Here is a 17784-nt window from a genome sequence, read left to right as displayed (position 1 = left end):
TCATTCGCTGTGGATCAATGTTCATTCATTCGGAGAGCGCGGCGTTGTGATAGACCTCCTGGACGTCGTCCAGGTCTTCGAGCACATCGAGCAGCTTCTGCATCTTTGCCGCGTCTTCGCCGGTCAGTTCGATCGTGTTTTCGGCGCGCATGGTGACCTCGGCCACCTCGGGCTTGAGGCCGGCGGCTTCGAGCGCATTCTTGACGGCTTCGAAATCGGCGACGGCGGTGATCACCTCGATGGCCCCGTCGTCGTCGGTGACCACATCTTCGGCGCCGGCTTCGAGCGCGGCTTCCATCACCTTGTCCTCATTGGTGCCGGGGGCGAAGATGATCTGGCCGCAGTGCTTGAACTGGAAGGCCACCGAGCCTTCGGTGCCCATGTTGCCGCCATGCTTGGAAAAGGCGTGGCGCACTTCGGCCACGGTGCGCACGCGGTTGTCGGTCATGGTGTCGACGATGATCGCCGCGCCGCCGATGCCGTACCCTTCGTAACGAATTTCTTCGTAATTGACGCCTTCGAGGTTGCCGGTGGCCTTGTCGATGTTGCGCTTGACGGTGTCGATCGGCAGGTTGACCGCCTTGGCCTTCTCGACCGCCAGCCGCAGCCGCGGGTTGGCGCTGAGGTCGCCCCCGCCGGCGCGGGCAGCCACGGTGATTTCACGGATGGCGCGGGTCCAGAGCTTGCCGCGCTTCTCGTCCTGGCGGCCCTTCCGGTGCTGAATGTTTGCCCATTTGCTGTGTCCGGCCATGGCTTTCTATCTCGCTGTCTTGTGTTTTCAAAAGCAAGCTCCGAGTTTACTGTCCGGCGCGCACAACGGCCGGCGCGCCAGCGCCAAAGCGGCAAGGTCTTTTGGTGATAATCCTTCGATGACGCCATCGCCTTCCGTCGGGCCCGGGAATCCGACCATCCTGCCGCCGCACACCCCCTTGCCGCTGTACTACAAGAACGAGGCGGAGCACCAGGCATTCCTGCGGCGAATCTTCGACAGCACCGCCGCCGACTACGACCGCATCGAAAGCGTGCTCGCCTTCGGCACCGGTCCGTCGTACCGCCGCGCCGCCCTGTCGCAGGCCGGGCTCGCGCCGGGCGCGCAGGTGCTCGACGTCGGCATCGGCACCGGGCTGGTCGCCCGCGAGGCCCTCAGGATCATCGGCCCGACGGGCCGGCTGGTCGGCGTCGATCCCAGCGTGGGAATGATGGAGCAGGTCGACCTGCCGGGCGTCGAGCTGGTCCAGGGCGTGGCGGAAGCGCTGCCCCGGCCGGATGCCAGCTGCGATTTCGTGAGCATGGGTTACGCCATGCGCCACATCAGCGACGTGGCGGCCGCCTTCGGCGAATTTCACCGCGTGCTGCGCCCCGGCGGACGCGTGGTGGTGCTCGAAATCACCAAGCCGAACGGCCGCATCGCCACCGCACTGCTCAAGGCCTACATGCGCGCCGTGGTGCCGCTGATCGCGCGGGTGGTCGGCCGCCGCAGCAACACCTCGGAGCTGTGGCGCTATTACTGGGACACCATCGAGGCCTGCATTCCGCCCGAGCGCGTGCTGGAAGCGCTGCGCGCCGCGGGCTTCACCGACGTGCGCCGCCATGCGAGCCTTGGCGTGTTCTCCGAATACATGGCGCGCAAGCCAGAAAACACCGTCGAGGCTGGCTGACCGTGCGAGTCCAGGGCGAAAACTCCTCCTCTTTGCGCGTCGAGCGCCTTTCGCTGCCCGCCAGCCTTGCGCTGGCCGCCAACGGCCGCGCGCCTTTTGCTGCGCTCGGCTACGGCACGCCGCATGAACTGGCCTGGATGCCGACCGTCAATGCGCGCGTTCTTTCCGGACAAGGCGCCATGGCGGACGTGTGGCACGTGAGCGGTGGGCAGGTTGCATCGAGCACCACCGGCATCGCCCGCTGGCGCAGCGACGGACACTGGCTGCTCGGCGCCATCGACCTCGACGAATCGGTCGAGAAGCAGGACCTTGCGGATCTCGCGCACCGCGCCTACCGAGACCTGTTCAAGACCCTCGACCAGGCCGGCACGCCGCACCTGCTGCGCATCTGGAACTACCTGCCGCGGATCAATGCCGATGGCGGCGGGCTGGAACGCTATCGCCAGTTCAACCTCGGGCGCCAGGAAGCTTTCTTCGAGGCCGGCCGCGCCGCCTTCGAGGGCGCGCCCGCGGCATGTGCGCTGGGCATCCACCAGGGGGCGCTGTCGATCCGCTTCCTGGCCGGCCAGACCGCGCCCATGCCGGTCGAGAACCCGCGCCAGGTGTCTGCCTACCGCTACCCGGAAACCTACGGCCCGCGCTCGCCCACCTTCTCGCGCGCCGCGCTGGCGGAGATCGGCAATGGCGAGGTGGCTCTTTTCATATCGGGCACCGCAAGCATCGTGGGCCATGAGACCGTGCACCATGGCGACGTGCTGGAGCAGACGCGCGAAACGCTGCGCAACCTCGAAGCCGTGATCGCGGCCGCCAACGGCCAGGCCACGGCCAGGTTCGCGCTTGCCATGCTCGACTGCGTGGTCTACGTGCGGCATCCGGCCGATACCGACAAGGTGCGCGGCGTGCTCGAGAATGCGCTGGGCGCCGACGCACCGATGATCCGCCATGCGGTCTACCTGGAGGCGGACATCTGCCGCAGCGACCTGCTGGTCGAGATCGAAGCCCACGCCGTCGCCCCGGGTCGCCTGCGGGCCTGACCCGGCGCGACCGATCGGACCGGCGACCCCATGTCGATGACCCGCGTGCTGCGCATTCTCACGGCCATTCCGCTTGCGTTGATGCTCTACGCGCTGCTGCTGTTCCTGGGGCTGATTTCGCTGGCCTGGAACCTGGTCGCGATGCTGCTCTATCCGGTGATGCCCGAGGCGCCCGCGCGCACACTGGGCCGCCTGACCATCGCCTTCGCCTACCGCATGTTCTGGGGCCTGGCCTCCGTGACCGGGATGATGCGCATCGACGCCAGCTGCCTCGACCCGATGCGCAACGAGCCGGGCGTGATCTTCGTGGCCAACCACCCGACCATGCTCGACGCCCTGCTGCTGGTGGCGCGGCTGCCGCGCAGCGCCTGCATCATGAAGGCCGACCTGCTGCGCAATATCTTCCTGGGCGCAGGCGCGCGGCTGGCGCGCTACATCAGCAACGAATCGGCCCGCACCATGGTGCGCCTGGCCGTGGCCGACCTGCGCAACGGCGGCCAGCTGGTGATCTTTCCGGAAGGCACGCGCACCGTGACGCCGCCGCTCAACCCCTTCGGCCCCGGCGTGACACTGATCGCCAAGCTCGCGCAGGCCCCGATCCAGACCGTGTTCATCGAGACCGACTCGCCCTATCTCAGCAAGGGATGGCCGCTGTGGCGCGTGCCGCCGCTGCCCATCGTCTTCAGGCTCCGGCTGGGCCAGCGCTTCGCGCCCATGCAGGACAGCCACGTGCTGCAATCGGAGCTGGAACAGTACTTTCGCCAAAACATGGAACAGCGCGCAACCGACGCGTCCCCCGCATGCCAGACGCCTCGCGCACACACCTTGTCCTGATCCCCAGCTATAACACGGGCGAACGCCTGTTCTCCACGGTCGAAGCGGCGCGCGCGCAGTGGAATCCGGTCTGGGTGGTGGTGGACGGCAGCACCGACGGCACGGGCGAGCGCCTGCAGCAGATGGCCGCCGGCGACCCGGGCCTGCGGGTCTGGCTGCTGCCGCAGAACCAGGGCAAGGGCGCGGCGGTGCTGCACGGCTTGCGCGCGGCGCGCGAGGCCGGCTTCACGCACGCGCTGACCATGGATTCCGACGGCCAGCACCCGGCCGACCTGATTCCCGCCTTCATGAAAGCATCGCAGGCGCGGCCCGAGACCATGGTGCTGGGCCGCCCGGTGTTCGACGCCTCCGCCCCGCTGCTGCGCGTGCGCGGACGGCGCGTGTCCAATGGATGGACCCAGCTCGAGACCCTGTTTGCCGGCGTGGGCGATTCGCTCTACGGATTCCGCGTGTACCCGGTGGCCGACCTGATCGCCGTGATGGCGCGGCAGCCATGGATGCGGCGCTTCGACTTCGACACCGAGGCCGTCGTGCGGCTCGCCTGGCGCGGCGTCAAGCCCGTGAACATCGACGCGCCGGTGAAGTACCTGACCGCCGAGGAAGGCGGGGTTTCGCACTTTCGCTATGGGCGCGACAACGTGCTGCTGACGTGGATGCACGCGCGGTTGATGGTCGAGTTCGTGGTGCGGCTGCCGGGGCTGGTTTTTCGCAAGCTGCGCGGGATTGCGCCGTTTCAGAAATAGCGCCTCATTGTCGGGGCGTGCCCCAGCAGCAAAACTCAGATCATTCCGCCATTGATCGAAATCACCTGCCCCGTGATGTAGGCCGCCTCGTCGCTGGCCAGGAATGAAGCCAGCGCCGCCACTTCCTGCGGCGTTCCGGCGCGCTTCATCGGCACCATCTGGTTGACCATGGCGGGGTCGAAAGCGGCATCGGCCATGGGCGAGGCGATGATGCCGGGCGCAATGGCGTTGACCGTCACGCCGCGCGAGGCCACTTCGAGCGAGAGCGCCTTGGTCGCGCTGTTGAGCGCGCCCTTGGCGGCGGCGTAGTTGACCTGCCCGCGGTTGCCGGTCAGCGCCGAGACGGACGAAATATTGAGCACGCGGCCCCAGCGCGTGCGCATCATCGGCAGCAGCAAGGGCTGCGTCACGCGGAAGAATCCATTGAGCGAGATGTCGATGACCTTGTGCCACTGGTCGGCGCGCATGCCGGGCAGCACGGCGTCGTCGTGCACGCCGGCGTTATTGACCACGATCTGGACCGGTCCGCCTTCGAGCATGCGCTCGCAGGCCACGCGGCAGGCTTCGTCGCTGCGCAGGTCGAACACATGGCACTCGGCCTTGCCGCCCGCGGCCCCGATGGCGGCAGCCAGCTGCTCCACCGCTTCGGGGCGCGAGTTGGCGTGCAGCAGCACGGTGGCGCCGTCGCGCGCCAGGCGCTCGGCCATGGCGGCGCCCAAGGCACCGCTGGCGCCGGTGATCAGCGCGCGTTTTCCTTCGAGAGTCATGGTGCGTGGGCTCCGGTTGCCAGCGGCGTGTTCAGCACCACCACCGCGCGGCCTTCGGCCAGCACGCGGCCGCTGCTGTCGTTCACTGCGAATTCGTAGAGGATCTGGTTCGTGTCGCCCGACAGCCGCTGCGCGTGCACCCGCAGCGCGCCGTCGATGTCGTCGAGCCGCGCCACCGACAGGCGCACGTTGCGCGCGCTTGCGAGAAAACCGGCCGACGGCGTGCTTCCCTCGGCAGCCAGCAGTCCGCCGTGCAGCGCCATGGCTTGCGCCGCGTATTCGATGGCATTGGGTGCAAGCAGGCCGCCCGCCGTTCGCAAGGGGTTGTCGGGCTGCGCGTGCGTGCGGGTGCTGCAATCGATGGACTCGGCATCCCAGCGCTCGAGGCGGTCGAGCAGGCACATGCTGCCGCTGTGCGGAATGCGCTCGGCAATGCCGGCGCGGTCGAGCGTCTGCGGGGCCGTCGTCACGCCGGGGACTCCAGGTCGGCCACCAGCAGCACGTTGGCAAAGGGTGTGCCTTCGCTCATCGGGATGCTCTGCACGCGAAATCCCCGCCGCTGCAGCACCGCCACCCACTCGGACAGCGGGCGGCCCCAGGTGGGCGACACCTTGTGGCCGCGGATGCGCGTCACGGTGCGGTCGACCCACTGGCTGATGGCGAAGCCGCGCTTGCTCGATGCATCGCCCACGCGCAACAGCAGCCGGGCGTTCACATTGCCGCCGCGCCGAAGCGCGTCGTGCACGCGCCGCAGGACGCCGTCCTGTGCTTCGATGTCCACGTAGTGCAGCACGTCGAGAATCACGACCAGGTCGCACGGCGGCAGCGGTGCCGAGCACATGTCGGCGCAGACCAGCCGCGGGGCCGGCTGCAGATGGCCGATGGAAGCCTCGGCACGCGCCACGTCCTTGGGCATCAGCTCGATGCCCGTGTAGTCGGCGGCTGGCGGCGTGGGCTTCCAGGATGCGGGCCAGCGGCCCTGGGCCTGCATGCGGCTCATCGACGCGAGCAGGCTCGCGAAGAGCCCCTGCCCGCAGCCGATGTCGACCACGCGGCGGTGCGCCGCATCGATCAACCCGCGTTCGAGCAGCCCGCGAAACACCGGATCGCGCCCCAGCTTGCCGCGCGCGAAATGCCAGGCGAAGCTGCCGCCCTTCTTGTAGGGAACGGTGGCGGCCTCGTGAAGCTCGCGCCAGGCGGCATCGGTGGAAGAAGATGAAGAAGAAGGCAGCACCGCGCTCATGATTCGAGGCCTTCCGGCAAGGTGGCGGCGTGCAGGCGTTCGGCGCGCAGGCGTTCGAAAAGCAAGGGCAGTACCTCCAGCAATACAGGGTTTCCCAAAGGGGTGCGCGCGGCGTTGCCGTCGTGCAGAAGCAGGATGTCGCGCGCCTGCAGCTTGCGGTCCAGGCGCGCCATGACCTTGGCAGGATCGCCTTCGCGCGTGTCGAAGCCGCGGCGCGTCCAGCTCACGAGCGACAGGCCGAGCCGGTGCAGCACCGGCTCGAGGAACGGGTTGCGCAGGCCCGCCGGCGCGCGGAAGCAGGTCGGGCGCTGGCCAGTGGTGTCGGCCAGGATGTCCTGCGCCCGGGCGATCTCGCTCGCAAAGCCGCGGGGGCCGAGGAATGAAAAATTGTGCCGATGCCGCGCGGTGTGGTTCTGGACGCTGTGGCCCCGCGCCACGATCTCGCGCGCCAGTGCCGGGTGGGCCAGCACGCGATCGGCAATGCAGAAGAAGGTGGCACGCTGGCCGTGCGCGTCGAGCAGGTCGAGCACCCGGGGCGTGACCTCGGGGTCGGGCCCGTCGTCGATGGTGATGGCCACCTGGCGCCGGACACCGGCCGCCTCGGGCAGGCGCGTGACATTGGGGCCCAGCAGGCTGCTGCGCGGCGTGAGCCCGGCACCGGTGATCAACGCGTGGTTCAGCGCAATGGCGCCGATGGCCCAGGGCATGGCGCCCGGCACCATGGCGCCGGCGCCAATGGCCGCCACGTGCCAGGCCGCGCTGGCGCGAATGGCGAGCGGCCAGGGCCAGGATTCGGACGATGCGGCGGAGGCGGACGGCATGGCTCGGGATTTTCCCATCAGCCGCGCGCGGGCGGCGTTGGCGCCCCCCGGCGCGCGAACGCCGCCGACAGCAGCAGCGCCAGCAAGGCGCCCGGCGCCACCACGCGGCCGATCGACGACAGCGCCGGAATGTCCGAGATCGCGATCAGCCCGAAGGACACCACCGTGGTCAGGTTGGCCAGCATCAGCGACGCCAGCGTGTCCTCGTCGGCCCGCCCGGCCACGCGCAGCTGGTCGAAGAACAGCGCGTAGTTGGAGCCCACCGCCACGGTCAGCAGCAGCCCCACCAGGTGCAGGATGCCCAGCGGCACCTGAAGCACGGCCATGCCGCCCAGCGTGAGCACCACGGCGAAGATCAGCGGCTGGCACACCGCGAGCAGCCGCTGGCTCGAGCGCAGGTAGATGCCCAGCAGCACCACCACGGCCAGCGCGCCGAGCAGCACCTGCACGAAGGCCTCGTGCAGGTAGCGCTGATAGAGCCCCGCGAGTTCGCGGCCCACGTCGACCACCTGCACCTCGGGCACGCCTGCCAGCGCCGTTTCGAGCCGGCCCGCGTCGAACCTCGCTCCGGGGTGCAGCACCACCAGCGTCGACCAGCCGCCGCCCGGGCGCTGGTACATGAGCGTGTTGACCAACGAGCCGAGCGGGCCGCCGGCCAGGTCGGCGCGCCGCACGGGCGCGAGCTTGCGTGCGGCTTCGACGTCGGCCAGGAAGGGCCCGAGGCGCGAGGCCGGCAGCGGCGAGCCTTGGGTGGCTTCGGCCAGCCGGGTGCGCAGCGTTTCGCCGTCGGGCAGGCTGGCGAGCCGGGCCGCCTGGGTCGCGATGCTCGGCAGCACGCGCGTCACGGCCTCGAAGCCGCCGAGCTCGCCCTTGTCGACCAGGGCCTCGAGCCGCGCGGTGGCGGCTTCGGTATTGCGCAGCGCGGTTTCTTCATCGGCGCCGTAGACCACCACCAGCGTGCTGCCGTCGCCGGTGCCTATGTCCGCACGCAGCATCTCGTCGAGCTGCTGGGCCGACTTGGGCACCGGGCTCATGGCGCCGAGGTCGGCACGCCACAGGTGCCCGCCCTGCCAGATGACCAGTACCAGCGCAGCCACGCCGAGCCCGGCCAGGACCCAGCGCAGCCGCGGCAGGCCGCGCACGAGCACGCCGGCAGCGTGCGCCATGTACCGGCGCATGCCCATGCCGGTGGCGCCATCGGGCGCGAGCACCGGCAATGCGTAGCGCGTGGCCAGCGCCGCTGCCACGAGCCCTGCGATGGAGAACACGCCCAGCTGCGCCAGGCCCGGAAAGCCCGAGAACACCAGCGCCGCGAAACCGCACACCGAAGTGAGCAGGCCGAGCCGCACGGTGGGCCAGTGCACATCGCGCCAGCGCGCCCAGCCGGTGCCGGCCACGGCCGCGCCGCGCGCCTGGATCAGGTAGTAGATGGCGTAGTCGACGGTCTCGCCGATCAGCGTGCTGCCAAAGCCCAGCGTCATGCCGTGCACCGAGCCGAACACCACGCTGACGGCCGCGGTCCCCACCACCACGCCGGTGGCCACGGGCAGGAACGCGATGACCAGCGCGCGCGGCGATGCGAAGGCCAGCAGCAGCAGGCCGCCCATCACGATGCCGCCCACGATCGCGAGGTGGATCGCTTCGGTCTTGATCTTGTCGCGGCTCAGCACCGAGAACACGGGCGGGCCGCTCAGCAGCAGCTTCGGCCGGGTGGCCTCGGCCATGCCGCGCGTGGCGGCATCGAAGGCCGCGTGCACGCTTGCGATGGCCTGCGCCTGGGCGTCGAGATCGCTGCCCGCGGCGCGCGTGGTCGCGATCAGGAGCGCGCGCGGCGCGGTGCGCGACATCCAGACGCCGTCTTCGCTGCGCGGTGCGCTGGCCGGCGTCAGCTCCACGGCAATGCGCTGGGTCTCGCCGGTGGGATCGCGGTCGAGCAACGGCTTGATCACGTTGCCGGCCGGCGTGCCCAGCATCGACAGCGTTTCGTAGATCGCGTCGCGCAGGCCATCGGCGGTGAACTGCTCGGGCCTGACGCCCGGCGAGAGCTGGTAGCGGTGCTCGAAGACCCAGGTGCCGGCCTCGCTCCAGTCGCCCGTGTCGCCGTTCTGGATCAGGTCGAACAGCCGGCTCTCGCGCATGGCCTTGGCCACCGCGCGCGACACGGCGGCACGCTGCTGCGCGCTCGCGCCCCCCTCGATGCCGAGCATCAGGGTGCGCGAGGCCACGCCGCTTTGCAGCTGCTCGATGAGCACCTGCTGCCGCACGTCGGGGCTCTTGGGCAGGAAAGCGGAAAGGTCGGCGCTGAACTGTGTGCGCGCGATCTGCAGCGCGCCGCCGAGCAGGACGAGCGCCCAGACCAGCAGCACCAGCGCCCGGCGCTGCCAGCCCGGCGGGCCGCCCTCCCCGGTCTCGCGCGCCCTCACGGCGTGGTGCGCCCGGCAGCGCCCGAAGGCGCGGTGGGTGCGGCGCCCGGGCGCTCGGGCGTGATGTTCATCACCGAACGGTCGCCGCCGACGAACTCCATTTCGAGGCCCAGCACTTCGCCGGCACGGCCGCTGATGCGGATGCTGCGCACCTGGGCCGCGAGCCGGCTGTCGGCCGGCAGCAGGTCGAGCGTCCAGTTGGCGGCCGAGCCGCTCACCGTGCTGCGGAAATAGCGCTGCAGCGTGGCGCCGTCACCAGTGAGCGTGCCGCGCATGGCTTCGACCAGGCCGAGCAGCTCGGGCATGCTGTCGAGCGTCAGGGTGCGGTTGCGGCCGCCGCGCGACAGCGTCAGCGTGTTGCCTTCGACCGCCATGGTCTCCACGCGCGGCGACAGCGTGCGCCGCACCAGCTTATCGGGCGCATCGAAGCTCAGCGTGCCGCGCGCATCGAGCGGGCCTTCGAGACCGTGCACGAAGCGCTGCTCGGTGAAGCGGGCCTCGCCGCTCTTCTGCCTGGAAAGCAGCCCCATCAGCTCGGGCAGGTCGAACGCCCACGCCGGCGCGGCGCAGCAGGCCAGTGCCAGCAGCAGGCTCCTGCAAAGCCAGTCAAACCGAATCTTCGAGCCAGAAATCATGAAAGTTGAACCAGTTGTAGGGATACGCGCGGCACAGTGCATCCAGGCGCGCCACGTAGGCTTCGACCGCCGCGCGGATGCGGCGTTCCCGCTCGGCGGGGTCGGATGCCCGCTCGCTGAAGTCGGCCAGCAGATCGAACCGGACATCGTAGCGCGCACCGCCGCCATAGAGCCCGGCCATGAAGAACACCTTGCGCCGCAGCAGCGCCGCCAGGCGGAACGGGCCGTCGTTGAAACTTGCCGGATGGCCGAGGAACGGCAGCACGATGTTGTTGCCGCGCTGCTGCGCCGGCTGGTCCTCGCTGCCCGGCAGGGTGCGGTCGACCAGCATGCCGCCAAGGCCGCCGCCGTCGAGCCAGTCGCGCAGCGCGAGCATCGAATGCGGGCGGCCCAGCGCGATCACGTGGGGCCGCAGTTCGGGCAGGCTGATGGCGTTGAGAATGGCCGTGATGCGCTGGGCGTTGTCGGGGTACATCAGCATCGCAAGCCGCAGCTCGTGCTTGTGCGCGCTCTTGTGCTTGCAGGCGCCCATGGCCTCGAAGCTGCCGACGTGCGCGCCGAGCAGGAAGGCACCGCGCCCTCCGAGGGCCTCGTTTTCCAATGGGAGATTGCCCTCGACCCTGACGTCGAACAGGTCCATGCGCCCGCGCAGGAAATACACGCGGTCGAGCACTGTCGAGGCAAAGGCGTGCAGCAGGCGATAGCCGTCGATCCAGCCGGCATGCGGACCGATGGCCCTGAACAGGTAGCGCTTGATGTGGCGCCGCGGCGCGGGTGCGAACAGCAGGAAGTACAGGCTGATCGGCGGCAGCAGCAGGCGCGTGACATGGCGCCCGCACACCAGCGCCATCAGGCAGATGAAGCGCAGCGCCAGCATGTTGCTGCGCTCGGGGGTGTGCGCCCAGTCGCCGCGCTGGCCTGCCTGCGCCGCGTCTTTCACGGCGCGCGTCTCGGCGTCGGTGTGATCCATCACGCAGACTCTGGCACGGCGGCCCAGCGGCCGGTGACAGCCAGAACGCCGTCGCAGCGCACGTCGAAGCGCACGCCGCGCGCGGCGCCGGACTCGGGCTGCAGCTCGATGGAGAGCATGCTCCCAGGCCGCACGGGCGCCAGGAACTTGGCGGCCGCGAGCGTGGGATGGGTGCCAAGCCGGGCGACCAGCGCCGGCACGCGCTGCACGGCTTCCATGACCTCGGCCAGCACCAGGGCACCGGGCAGCAGCGGCTGTCCCGGGAAGTGGCCCGCGAACGCCGGATGGTCGAGGGGCACCGCATGGGCCAGCTGCACCGGCGTGTCGCCTTCCGCCAGCTGCGCGAGCGCGAATTCGCGCAGCGCGCGCGCCGTGAGCTTGCCGGTGCCTTCGCGCGGAAAGGCCTTCACCTGCACCACGCGGCGCGGCACGAACACCGGCTCCAGCCGCTGGCGCAGCGCGGCGATGATCTGGCCCGCCGAGAGCGTGGGCGCGACCACGAAGGCCACGGGGCGAACCACGCCGTCGGCCACTTCGTCGGGCAGCCAGAATGCGCCGTCCTCGACGCCCGCGATGCTGTTGAGGTGGTAGTTCAGGTGCGCGAGCGAACTGCGCCGGCCCGCGACGTGGATCAGGTCGTTGGCGCGGCCCAGCAGCCGGAAGCGCCGCGCGTCGAGCAGCTCGAGCACGTCGGCCATGGGCGTGGGCTCGGGCAGGAAGTCGCCGCTGAAGATGAAGCGCTCGGGACCGTCGCCCTCCCCTGGTTCGGCATGCACGCGGATCTCTCCGAAGTTCTCCCAGACCTCGCTTTGCGTCGTGCGGCGGGTGGCGACCTGGCCGGACTCGGTGCTGCCGTAGATCTCGATCAGCACGCCGCCAAGCGCCTGCTCGGCCTGGGCCGCGAGCTGCGGCGACAGCGGCGCGGTGGCGGAAAGCACCAGGTCGACCGGCGGCAGCTCGATACCCGAGAGCAGCAGTGTCTTCAGGTGGAAAGGCGTGGTGACCAGCGCGCGGGGGCGCGGCACCGAAGCCAGCGTCCTGGCCACATCGGCCGGAAAGAACGGCCGCCCGCTGTCGAATGCGGCGCCGCCGAGCATGGCCAGCAGCGCCGACGATTCCAGCCCGTAGCTGTGCTGCACCGGCACGGTCGCAACCAGCGTCAGGCCGGCGAGCGATGGCAGCCCGAGCAGGCTGGAGAGCCGCTCCACGGCCACGGCGACGTCGCCAACCAGCGTGTCCCAGCGCTTGGCATGCGGCTGCGGCGCGCCGGTGGAGCCGGAGGTCAGCAGGCTCACCGCGTGCATGCCGCCGTCGATGGCCGGGAGCTCGAGGCCGGCGCCGCCTTCGGAGCCGCCGCGGTATTCGACCAGCACGCGCGGCATGCCGGGCGTGGCGAGTGCGGCGTCATCGGTCAGCGCGAACAGATTCGAGCCGCCGGATTCGAGCAGGCGCGCGAGTGTGTCGGGCCGCGCATCGGGCGGCAGCAGGCTTGCGTGGCCGCGCACCAGCGCAGCGGCCAGCCCGACGGCGAAGGCATAGCGGTCGACACAGAGATTGACGGCCTGGCCCTCGGCCGGCAGCAGCGGCGCGAAGCGGGCCACGTCCGCCAGGAACTGGCGCGTGCTCACGGGCACGCCGGCGCGCCAGGCCAGGGGTGCATCGAGGTCCCGGTTGGCGATCAGCGGCAGCTGGCGGGTATCGGCGCTCACGCGGTCGGCCCCTGCTTTCAGCGGCCGCCGCTGCCGTGGTCGACTGGCGATGCGCCCTGGAAGGCACGCACCGCATCGATGAGCCGCGTGCGCTCGAACTCGGGGTGCAGCCGGTAGCGCACCAGGTGCTCGCCCACGAAGAGAAGCGTGACCGACAGCGGCGTCAGCACGTTCGCGAGCAGCGACCAGGCTGAAAAAGGAAGGCTCAGGTACACCACGATCGACGACACCACCACCAGGGCGAAGTACACGGTCCAGATGCGCGTGAGGGTTGTCGTGTAGGCCAGCATGTGGCCCTTGAGCGGATGCACGCGCTGGGCGAACTGGGTGATCAGCGGCAGGCCGGGCCCGCGCAGCGAGGCGCCGAACCAGCCGCACAGGAGGCCGTTGATGGCGACGTGCTGGAAAACATAGAGCCGGTTGGTGTCGCCCGCCTCACCCAGGAACACGAGCGCAAAGCCCCCGATGCCCAGCAGCATGGCCGCGGCGAAACCCCAGCGGCCGAACTTGCTCGCGGCAAAACCCATGGCGGCCAGCCAGAGCGGACCGAGCAGCACCACCACGGCCCACGGCTCGGTGGGGTGGAACAGCATCATCCAGTGAGAGAGGCCGGCATAGGCCACCCCCACCAGCAGCAGGAGCGCCAGTCGCCATCGAGACATGGATCAGGAAGCGCTGCGATGCTGGGCGACGTGGGTCGCGAGCGTGCGCAGCGACTGGAAGATCTGCTGGTTGCGCTCGTCGTCCGAGCGCAGCTGGAAGCCGTAGCGCCGGGACACCTCGAGCGCGACTTCGAGGATGTCGATCGAGTCGAGGCCCAGGCCTTCGCCGTACAGCGGATCGGTGGGCACGATGTCTTCGGGGGCGACTTCGAGATTGAGCGCGTTCACCAGCAGGACGGCCAACTCTTTTTCAATCGGCGACTGTTCAGATGAATCGCCGGCGGCGGGAATGGGGGGCTGAGCAGTCGATGACAAAAAAACCTCCTGAAACTTTTTCCGTAACTACCTCGGGGGCCGTGGATTATAGGAGGGCAGCTTGATTAGACTGCCCGCTTCGATACGACCCGGAGCCCTTCATGGCCGACCCCCTTCTGATCGCACGCCACGACACCATCGAGTGCGCCCTGCTGCCCAGCCTGGCCAACCGCCACGGCCTGATCACCGGCGCCACCGGCACCGGCAAGACGGTCACGCTGCAGACCATGGCCGAAAAGCTCTCGGGCATCGGCGTTCCCGTGTTCATGGCCGACGTCAAGGGCGACCTGACCGGCATGAGCCAGAAAGGCAGCATCGGCGAAAAAATGGCGGCCACGCTGAAGGAACGGGGCATCGATCTGCCCGAATCGGACGCCTGCCCCGTCACCCTATGGGACGTGTTCGGCGAACAGGGACATCCGGTGCGCGCCACCGTCTCCGACATGGGCCCCCTGCTGCTGGGCCGCATGCTCGACGTGAACGAAACGCAGGCCGGCGTGCTGAACCTGGTGTTCAAGATCGCCGACGACAACGGCCTGCTGCTGCTCGACCTGAAGGACCTGCGCGCCATGCTGCAGTACGTGGGCGAGAACGCGAGCCAGTTCACCACTGAATACGGCAACATCAGCGCCGCCAGCGTGGGCGCGATCCAGCGCGGCCTGCTGCAGATCGAGACCCAGGGCGGCGACAAGTTCTTCGGCGAGCCGATGCTCAACATCGCCGACTTCATGCAGACGGTGGGCGGCAAGGGGGTGGTCAACATCCTGGCGGCCGACAAGCTCATGAACTCGCCGCGGCTCTACGCCACCTTCCTGCTCTGGATGCTGTCCGAACTGTTCGAACAGCTGCCCGAGATCGGCGACCCCGAGCAGCCCAAGCTCGCCTTCTTCTTCGACGAGGCCCACCTGCTCTTCAACGAGGCGCCCAAGGCGCTGGTGGAGCGCATCGAGCTCGTGGTGCGGCTGGTGCGCTCCAAGGGCGTGGGTGTGTATTTCGTGACGCAGAACCCGCTGGACATCCCGGATTCGGTGCTGGCCCAGCTGGGCAACCGCGTCCAGCACGCACTGCGCGCCTTCACCCCGCGCGACCAGAAGGCCGTCAAGGCCACGGCCACCACCATGCGCCAGAAGCCGGGCCTGGACATCGAGACCGCCATCACCGAGCTTGCGGTGGGCGAGGCGCTGGTGAGTTTTCTCGATGCCAAGGGGCGCCCGAGCGTGACCGAGCGCGTGTTCGTGGTGCCGCCCGGCAGCCAGATCGGCCCCGTCACGGCTGCGCAGCGCCAGGCGGTCATTGCCAATTCGCTCGTCGCCGGCGTGTACGAGAAGACCGTCGATCGCGAATCGGCCTACGAAAAGCTCAAGGGCCGGGCCGAAACCGCGCCCGATGCGCCGCCGGCCAAAACGGCGGGCGGCGGCAAGGGTGCGCCCGAAGCGTCCGAAGGCAGCAGCATGCTGAACGACCTGCTCTTCGGCAGCACGGGCCCGCGCGGCGGCAAGCGCGACGGCCTGGTGCAGACCATGGCCAAGTCGGCGGTGCGGACCATGGGCACTTCGGTCGGCAAGGAAATCCTGCGCGGCGTGCTGGGCGGCATCTTCGGCGCCAAGAAGCGCTGAGCCAGGCCCGGGGTCCGCTGCTACCAGCGCAGCAGGCGCGGCCCGAGCACGGCGCCCATCAGCACCGGGAGCGCGATGCCGCTCACGTACCAGACCGCAAGGAAGGGTGCCGTCAACTCCATGCAGTGCAGCGCGTAGACAGCCGCGCCCACCCCGCCGGCCAGCGCGCCGGCGGCCGCACCGGCCAGCGCAGGCCGCGTGGGCGCCAGCCCCTTCAGGGCCAGCAGTGCCGCCGCGAAGACCGGCAGCGCCATGAGCCCTATGCTGAGGGCGCAAACGCGCCACGACTCGCCCATGAGCAATGGCATGCGCTCTTCGGCCGGCGCGTTGAACCAGGCCAGCGCCGCCATCACCCACACGGCGAGCACCGGCACCGCGATGCCGATCCAGGCGCTCCGCACCCGCACGCCGGGCCGCGCGAGGCGCTGCGCCACCGCGAAGGCGGCCGCCGCAATGCACAGCGGAAACAGCACCTTGACCCAGAACATCGGCCAGAACATGGCTTGCACCAGGTCGCGGCGCAATCCGTATTCGGTGAACAGGATCGCGAACGACAGGGGCAGCCCGGCGAGCAGCGCAAGGGCCAGGCGGCGCCCTGCGGCGCGGCGCGGCGCGGCCGTGGCGCCGGTCGCCAGCATGGCCACGAGATCGTCGGTTTTCATGGCGCACGGCTCCTGAGCCTGGCGGCGAGCGCCTTGAGTCCGCGGTGGATGCCCACCTTCACGGCCGATTCGGACATGCCGGTCAGGCTTGCCGTCTCGGCCACCGAGAGGCCTTCGAGCTTCACGTGCACGATCGGCAGGCGCTGGCGCTCCGGCAGGGTCTGCAGCAGGCCGCCCAGGTCGCGCCGGGCATCGCTGGCCTCGATGGCGGATTCGGCGAACACCGCCAGGTCGTCGTCCAGCGGGTCATGCAGCGCTTCGCGCGCGGACTTGGCGCGCAGCAGGTCGATCATCTTGTAGCGCGCAATCGCATGCACCCAGGCCGTCAGCGGCTGGTCGCTCTGGTAGGTGTGGCGCTGGTTGTGCATGGCGAGCAGGCATTCCTGGACAAGGTCTTCCACTTCATCGGGCCAGCCGAACAGGCGCTTGCCCAGAAAGGCGCGCAGATGCGCGCTGAGTTTTTGCAGAAATTCGCGATAAGCGGCGGCGTCGCCGTCGAGGCCGCGCAGGAACAGGCTGCGCAGCGCGGCTTCGGCGTCGCTCGTTCGCGAACTGCTGTCCATTGTGTTTCGTGCCATCGGACCGGCTGGTTACAGCCCTTTCGGAAAAACGATCCCGCCGGATTGTGCCGTGCCCGGCGCAGACGCCGGATGCGTCCTCGGCTAAGCTCGCCCGAACCCATGGAAGGAGCGCCCCATGCAACCTGCCGGCCCATGCCTTCGTGTCCCTGAACAGTCCGCCGCCCGGAGCTGACGCCAATGCTGGCCGGGCTGGTTTCGCACCCCTGGGCCTACCCGGCGCTCGAGACGGTGCACATCGTCGGCATCGCGCTGCTGTTCGGCGGGCTGCTGGTGTTCGAATTGCGCGTGCTCGGCCTGGGCCGGGAGTTGCCGCAAAGGCAATTGGCGCACCTGACGCTGCTGCCGGCGCTCGTCGGCTTCGGGCTGTGCGCCGCCACCGGACTCACGATGTTTTCGACGCAGCCCGGCGAACTGCTGGCCAATTCCGCGTTTCGCATCAAGCTGTTGCTGATCGGCCTGGCGGGCGCCAATGCGATCTGGTTCCATGTTCGAGGCGGCCTGGCCGCCAGCGGCGCGCTGTCCAGGGTGCAATGCCTGCTGTCGCTGGGGTTTTGGCTCGCTGTCATCATCTGCGGGCGTTGGATTGCCTACATCTGAGCAAGGAGACCGAGATGATAGAGAGACGCTTGTTCGTTGCCGGTTCGCTGGGCCTGGCCCTGCCCTCCTGGGCGCACCATGGATGGAGCAGCTTCGACCAGGACCGTCCGCTCTACCTGGAGGGGCGCGCGACCAAGGTCATGTGGCGCAATCCGCATGGCGAGCTGGAGCTCGAGCTGCCTGAGAACCCCACCCTGCCGGCCGACCTGAAGCAGCGCCCGCTGCCCAGGCAAAGCGCGAACGTCGACGGCCCCGCGCTGCTGGCCAAGGCGCAGTTGCCCACGCGGCGCGACCGCAAGTGGCTCATCGAGCTGGCGCCGCTCACGCGGCTGCAGGCCTGGGGGGTCGAGGAGATCAAGCCCGGCACCCCGGTGGCCGCGCTGGGCTTCACCTTCACCGGCGAAAAGGGCGACCCGGTGCTGCGCGCCGAATACCTGTTCGTCGGCGGCAAGGCCTACGGACTGCGGTCCTCGCCGACCTGAACGGCGCACCGGCCGCGGAACCATCGCCGCGG

Annotated in this window: 20 protein-coding genes; 7 read left to right on the top strand and 13 right to left on the bottom strand. The window is 69.6% G+C overall.

The window, feature by feature from the left end; genetic code table 11:
* Positions 1-25: 25 nt before the first annotated feature.
* Positions 26-751 carry a YebC/PmpR family DNA-binding transcriptional regulator gene (locus EJO66_RS15925; protein ID WP_125965578.1) on the bottom strand — a complete coding sequence of 242 codons (726 nt, stop codon included), beginning with the start codon at positions 749-751 and terminating at the stop codon, positions 26-28.
* 118 nt (positions 752-869) lie between these two features.
* On the opposite strand from EJO66_RS15925, the gene EJO66_RS15920 reads away from it, so the two are divergent.
* The 4 genes from EJO66_RS15920 to EJO66_RS15905 are packed head-to-tail and all read left to right on the top strand — an operon-like array spanning position 870 to position 4269.
* Positions 870-1658, top strand: coding sequence for a class I SAM-dependent methyltransferase (locus tag EJO66_RS15920; protein ID WP_124959549.1), 789 nt, complete (start codon positions 870-872; stop codon positions 1656-1658).
* Between the two features lie 2 nt (positions 1659-1660).
* On the top strand, positions 1661-2692 hold the full coding sequence (locus EJO66_RS15915; RefSeq protein WP_124959548.1) for a chorismate transformation FkbO/Hyg5 family protein: 1032 nt from the start codon (positions 1661-1663) through the stop codon (positions 2690-2692).
* Between the two features lie 30 nt (positions 2693-2722).
* Positions 2723-3526: a lysophospholipid acyltransferase family protein gene (locus EJO66_RS15910; RefSeq protein ID WP_223262301.1), complete on the top strand. Its 804-nt coding sequence runs from the start codon at positions 2723-2725 to the stop codon at positions 3524-3526.
* Positions 3493-4269 (top strand): glycosyltransferase family 2 protein, encoded by a 777-nt coding sequence (locus EJO66_RS15905; RefSeq protein WP_124959547.1) that lies wholly within the window; start codon positions 3493-3495, stop codon positions 4267-4269. The genes EJO66_RS15910 and EJO66_RS15905 overlap by 34 nt, the downstream gene beginning before the upstream one ends.
* Before the next feature lie 35 nt (positions 4270-4304).
* Here EJO66_RS15905 and fabG read toward each other — a convergent pair whose 3' ends face one another.
* The 10 genes from fabG to EJO66_RS15855 are packed head-to-tail and all read right to left on the bottom strand — an operon-like array spanning position 4305 to position 13814.
* Positions 4305-5036 carry a 3-oxoacyl-ACP reductase FabG gene (gene fabG, locus EJO66_RS15900; RefSeq protein ID WP_124959546.1) on the bottom strand — a complete coding sequence of 244 codons (732 nt, stop codon included), beginning with the start codon at positions 5034-5036 and terminating at the stop codon, positions 4305-4307.
* Positions 5033-5506 (bottom strand): hotdog family protein, encoded by a 474-nt coding sequence (locus EJO66_RS15895; RefSeq protein WP_124959545.1) that lies wholly within the window; start codon positions 5504-5506, stop codon positions 5033-5035. Before EJO66_RS15895 ends, fabG begins: the two co-directional genes overlap by 4 nt.
* Positions 5503-6279, bottom strand: coding sequence for a class I SAM-dependent methyltransferase (locus tag EJO66_RS15890; protein ID WP_125965577.1), 777 nt, complete (start codon positions 6277-6279; stop codon positions 5503-5505). The genes EJO66_RS15895 and EJO66_RS15890 overlap by 4 nt, the downstream gene beginning before the upstream one ends.
* Positions 6276-7118 (bottom strand): polysaccharide deacetylase family protein, encoded by an 843-nt coding sequence (locus EJO66_RS15885; protein WP_124959543.1) that lies wholly within the window; start codon positions 7116-7118, stop codon positions 6276-6278. Before EJO66_RS15885 ends, EJO66_RS15890 begins: the two co-directional genes overlap by 4 nt.
* On the bottom strand, positions 7118-9523 hold the full coding sequence (locus EJO66_RS15880) for an MMPL family transporter (protein WP_125965576.1): 2406 nt from the start codon (positions 9521-9523) through the stop codon (positions 7118-7120). The genes EJO66_RS15885 and EJO66_RS15880 overlap by 1 nt, the downstream gene beginning before the upstream one ends.
* Positions 9520-10158: a LolA-related protein gene (locus tag EJO66_RS15875; protein WP_125965575.1), complete on the bottom strand. Its 639-nt coding sequence runs from the start codon at positions 10156-10158 to the stop codon at positions 9520-9522. The genes EJO66_RS15880 and EJO66_RS15875 overlap by 4 nt, the downstream gene beginning before the upstream one ends.
* The gene (locus EJO66_RS15870; RefSeq protein WP_125965574.1) at positions 10130-11128 is read right to left on the bottom strand and encodes an acyl-CoA synthetase; all 999 of its coding nucleotides are present in this window, start codon (positions 11126-11128) and stop codon (positions 10130-10132) included. The genes EJO66_RS15875 and EJO66_RS15870 overlap by 29 nt, the downstream gene beginning before the upstream one ends.
* Complete coding sequence (locus EJO66_RS15865) at positions 11128-12837, bottom strand: ApeI family dehydratase (protein WP_125965573.1); 1710 nt, start codon at positions 12835-12837, stop codon at positions 11128-11130. The genes EJO66_RS15870 and EJO66_RS15865 overlap by 1 nt, the downstream gene beginning before the upstream one ends.
* A gap of 17 nt (positions 12838-12854) precedes the next feature.
* A complete protein-coding gene (locus EJO66_RS15860; protein ID WP_124959538.1) occupies positions 12855-13499 on the bottom strand; it encodes a COG4648 family protein in 645 nt (214 codons plus the stop codon).
* Positions 13500-13502: 3 nt separating this feature from the next.
* Positions 13503-13814, bottom strand: a complete 312-nt coding sequence (locus tag EJO66_RS15855; protein ID WP_124959537.1) for a phosphopantetheine-binding protein — start codon at positions 13812-13814, stop codon at positions 13503-13505.
* A 101-nt stretch (positions 13815-13915) separates the two neighbouring features.
* Here EJO66_RS15855 and EJO66_RS15850 point away from each other — a divergent pair, with 101 nt between their 5' ends.
* Entirely contained in the window at positions 13916-15430 is a 1515-nt protein-coding gene (locus tag EJO66_RS15850; RefSeq protein ID WP_124959536.1) for a helicase HerA-like domain-containing protein, read from the top strand.
* A gap of 20 nt (positions 15431-15450) precedes the next feature.
* On the opposite strand, the gene EJO66_RS15845 is transcribed toward EJO66_RS15850, so the two are convergent.
* Together EJO66_RS15845 and EJO66_RS15840 are read right to left on the bottom strand one after the other, a co-directional pair.
* Complete coding sequence (locus EJO66_RS15845; protein WP_124959535.1) at positions 15451-16092, bottom strand: NrsF family protein; 642 nt, start codon at positions 16090-16092, stop codon at positions 15451-15453.
* Positions 16089-16670: a sigma-70 family RNA polymerase sigma factor gene (locus tag EJO66_RS15840; protein WP_223262300.1), complete on the bottom strand. Its 582-nt coding sequence runs from the start codon at positions 16668-16670 to the stop codon at positions 16089-16091. Before EJO66_RS15840 ends, EJO66_RS15845 begins: the two co-directional genes overlap by 4 nt.
* 180 nt (positions 16671-16850) lie before the next feature.
* Here EJO66_RS15840 and EJO66_RS15835 point away from each other — a divergent pair, with 180 nt between their 5' ends.
* Together EJO66_RS15835 and EJO66_RS15830 are read left to right on the top strand one after the other, a co-directional pair.
* A complete protein-coding gene (locus EJO66_RS15835) occupies positions 16851-17270 on the top strand; it encodes a hypothetical protein (protein WP_124959534.1) in 420 nt (139 codons plus the stop codon).
* 14 nt (positions 17271-17284) lie between these two features.
* On the top strand, positions 17285-17752 hold the full coding sequence (locus EJO66_RS15830; RefSeq protein WP_125965572.1) for a DUF6152 family protein: 468 nt from the start codon (positions 17285-17287) through the stop codon (positions 17750-17752).
* Positions 17753-17784 lie beyond the last annotated feature (32 nt).

The sequence above is a fragment of the Variovorax beijingensis genome (assembly GCF_003951285.1).
GTDB classification, from domain to species: domain Bacteria; phylum Pseudomonadota; class Gammaproteobacteria; order Burkholderiales; family Burkholderiaceae_C; genus Variovorax; species Variovorax beijingensis.
This window is presented reverse-complemented; position numbering and strand designations above follow the sequence as displayed.

Coding starts and splice junctions, on each gene's coding strand:
- EJO66_RS15925 (WP_125965578.1), bottom strand. CDS start 751: ATGGCCGGACACAGCAAATGGGCAAACATTCAGCACCGGAAGGGCCGC.
- EJO66_RS15920 (WP_124959549.1), top strand. CDS start 870: ATGACGCCATCGCCTTCCGTCGGGCCCGGGAATCCGACCATCCTGCCG.
- EJO66_RS15910 (WP_223262301.1), top strand. CDS start 2,723: ATGTCGATGACCCGCGTGCTGCGCATTCTCACGGCCATTCCGCTTGCG.
- EJO66_RS15905 (WP_124959547.1), top strand. CDS start 3,493: ATGCCAGACGCCTCGCGCACACACCTTGTCCTGATCCCCAGCTATAAC.
- fabG (WP_124959546.1), bottom strand. CDS start 5,036: ATGACTCTCGAAGGAAAACGCGCGCTGATCACCGGCGCCAGCGGTGCC.
- EJO66_RS15890 (WP_125965577.1), bottom strand. CDS start 6,279: ATGAGCGCGGTGCTGCCTTCTTCTTCATCTTCTTCCACCGATGCCGCC.
- EJO66_RS15885 (WP_124959543.1), bottom strand. CDS start 7,118: ATGGGAAAATCCCGAGCCATGCCGTCCGCCTCCGCCGCATCGTCCGAA.
- EJO66_RS15875 (WP_125965575.1), bottom strand. CDS start 10,158: ATGATTTCTGGCTCGAAGATTCGGTTTGACTGGCTTTGCAGGAGCCTG.
- EJO66_RS15870 (WP_125965574.1), bottom strand. CDS start 11,128: ATGGATCACACCGACGCCGAGACGCGCGCCGTGAAAGACGCGGCGCAG.
- EJO66_RS15860 (WP_124959538.1), bottom strand. CDS start 13,499: ATGTCTCGATGGCGACTGGCGCTCCTGCTGCTGGTGGGGGTGGCCTAT.
- EJO66_RS15850 (WP_124959536.1), top strand. CDS start 13,916: ATGGCCGACCCCCTTCTGATCGCACGCCACGACACCATCGAGTGCGCC.
- EJO66_RS15845 (WP_124959535.1), bottom strand. CDS start 16,092: ATGAAAACCGACGATCTCGTGGCCATGCTGGCGACCGGCGCCACGGCC.
- EJO66_RS15840 (WP_223262300.1), bottom strand. CDS start 16,670: ATGGCACGAAACACAATGGACAGCAGTTCGCGAACGAGCGACGCCGAA.
- EJO66_RS15835 (WP_124959534.1), top strand. CDS start 16,851: ATGCTGGCCGGGCTGGTTTCGCACCCCTGGGCCTACCCGGCGCTCGAG.
- EJO66_RS15830 (WP_125965572.1), top strand. CDS start 17,285: ATGATAGAGAGACGCTTGTTCGTTGCCGGTTCGCTGGGCCTGGCCCTG.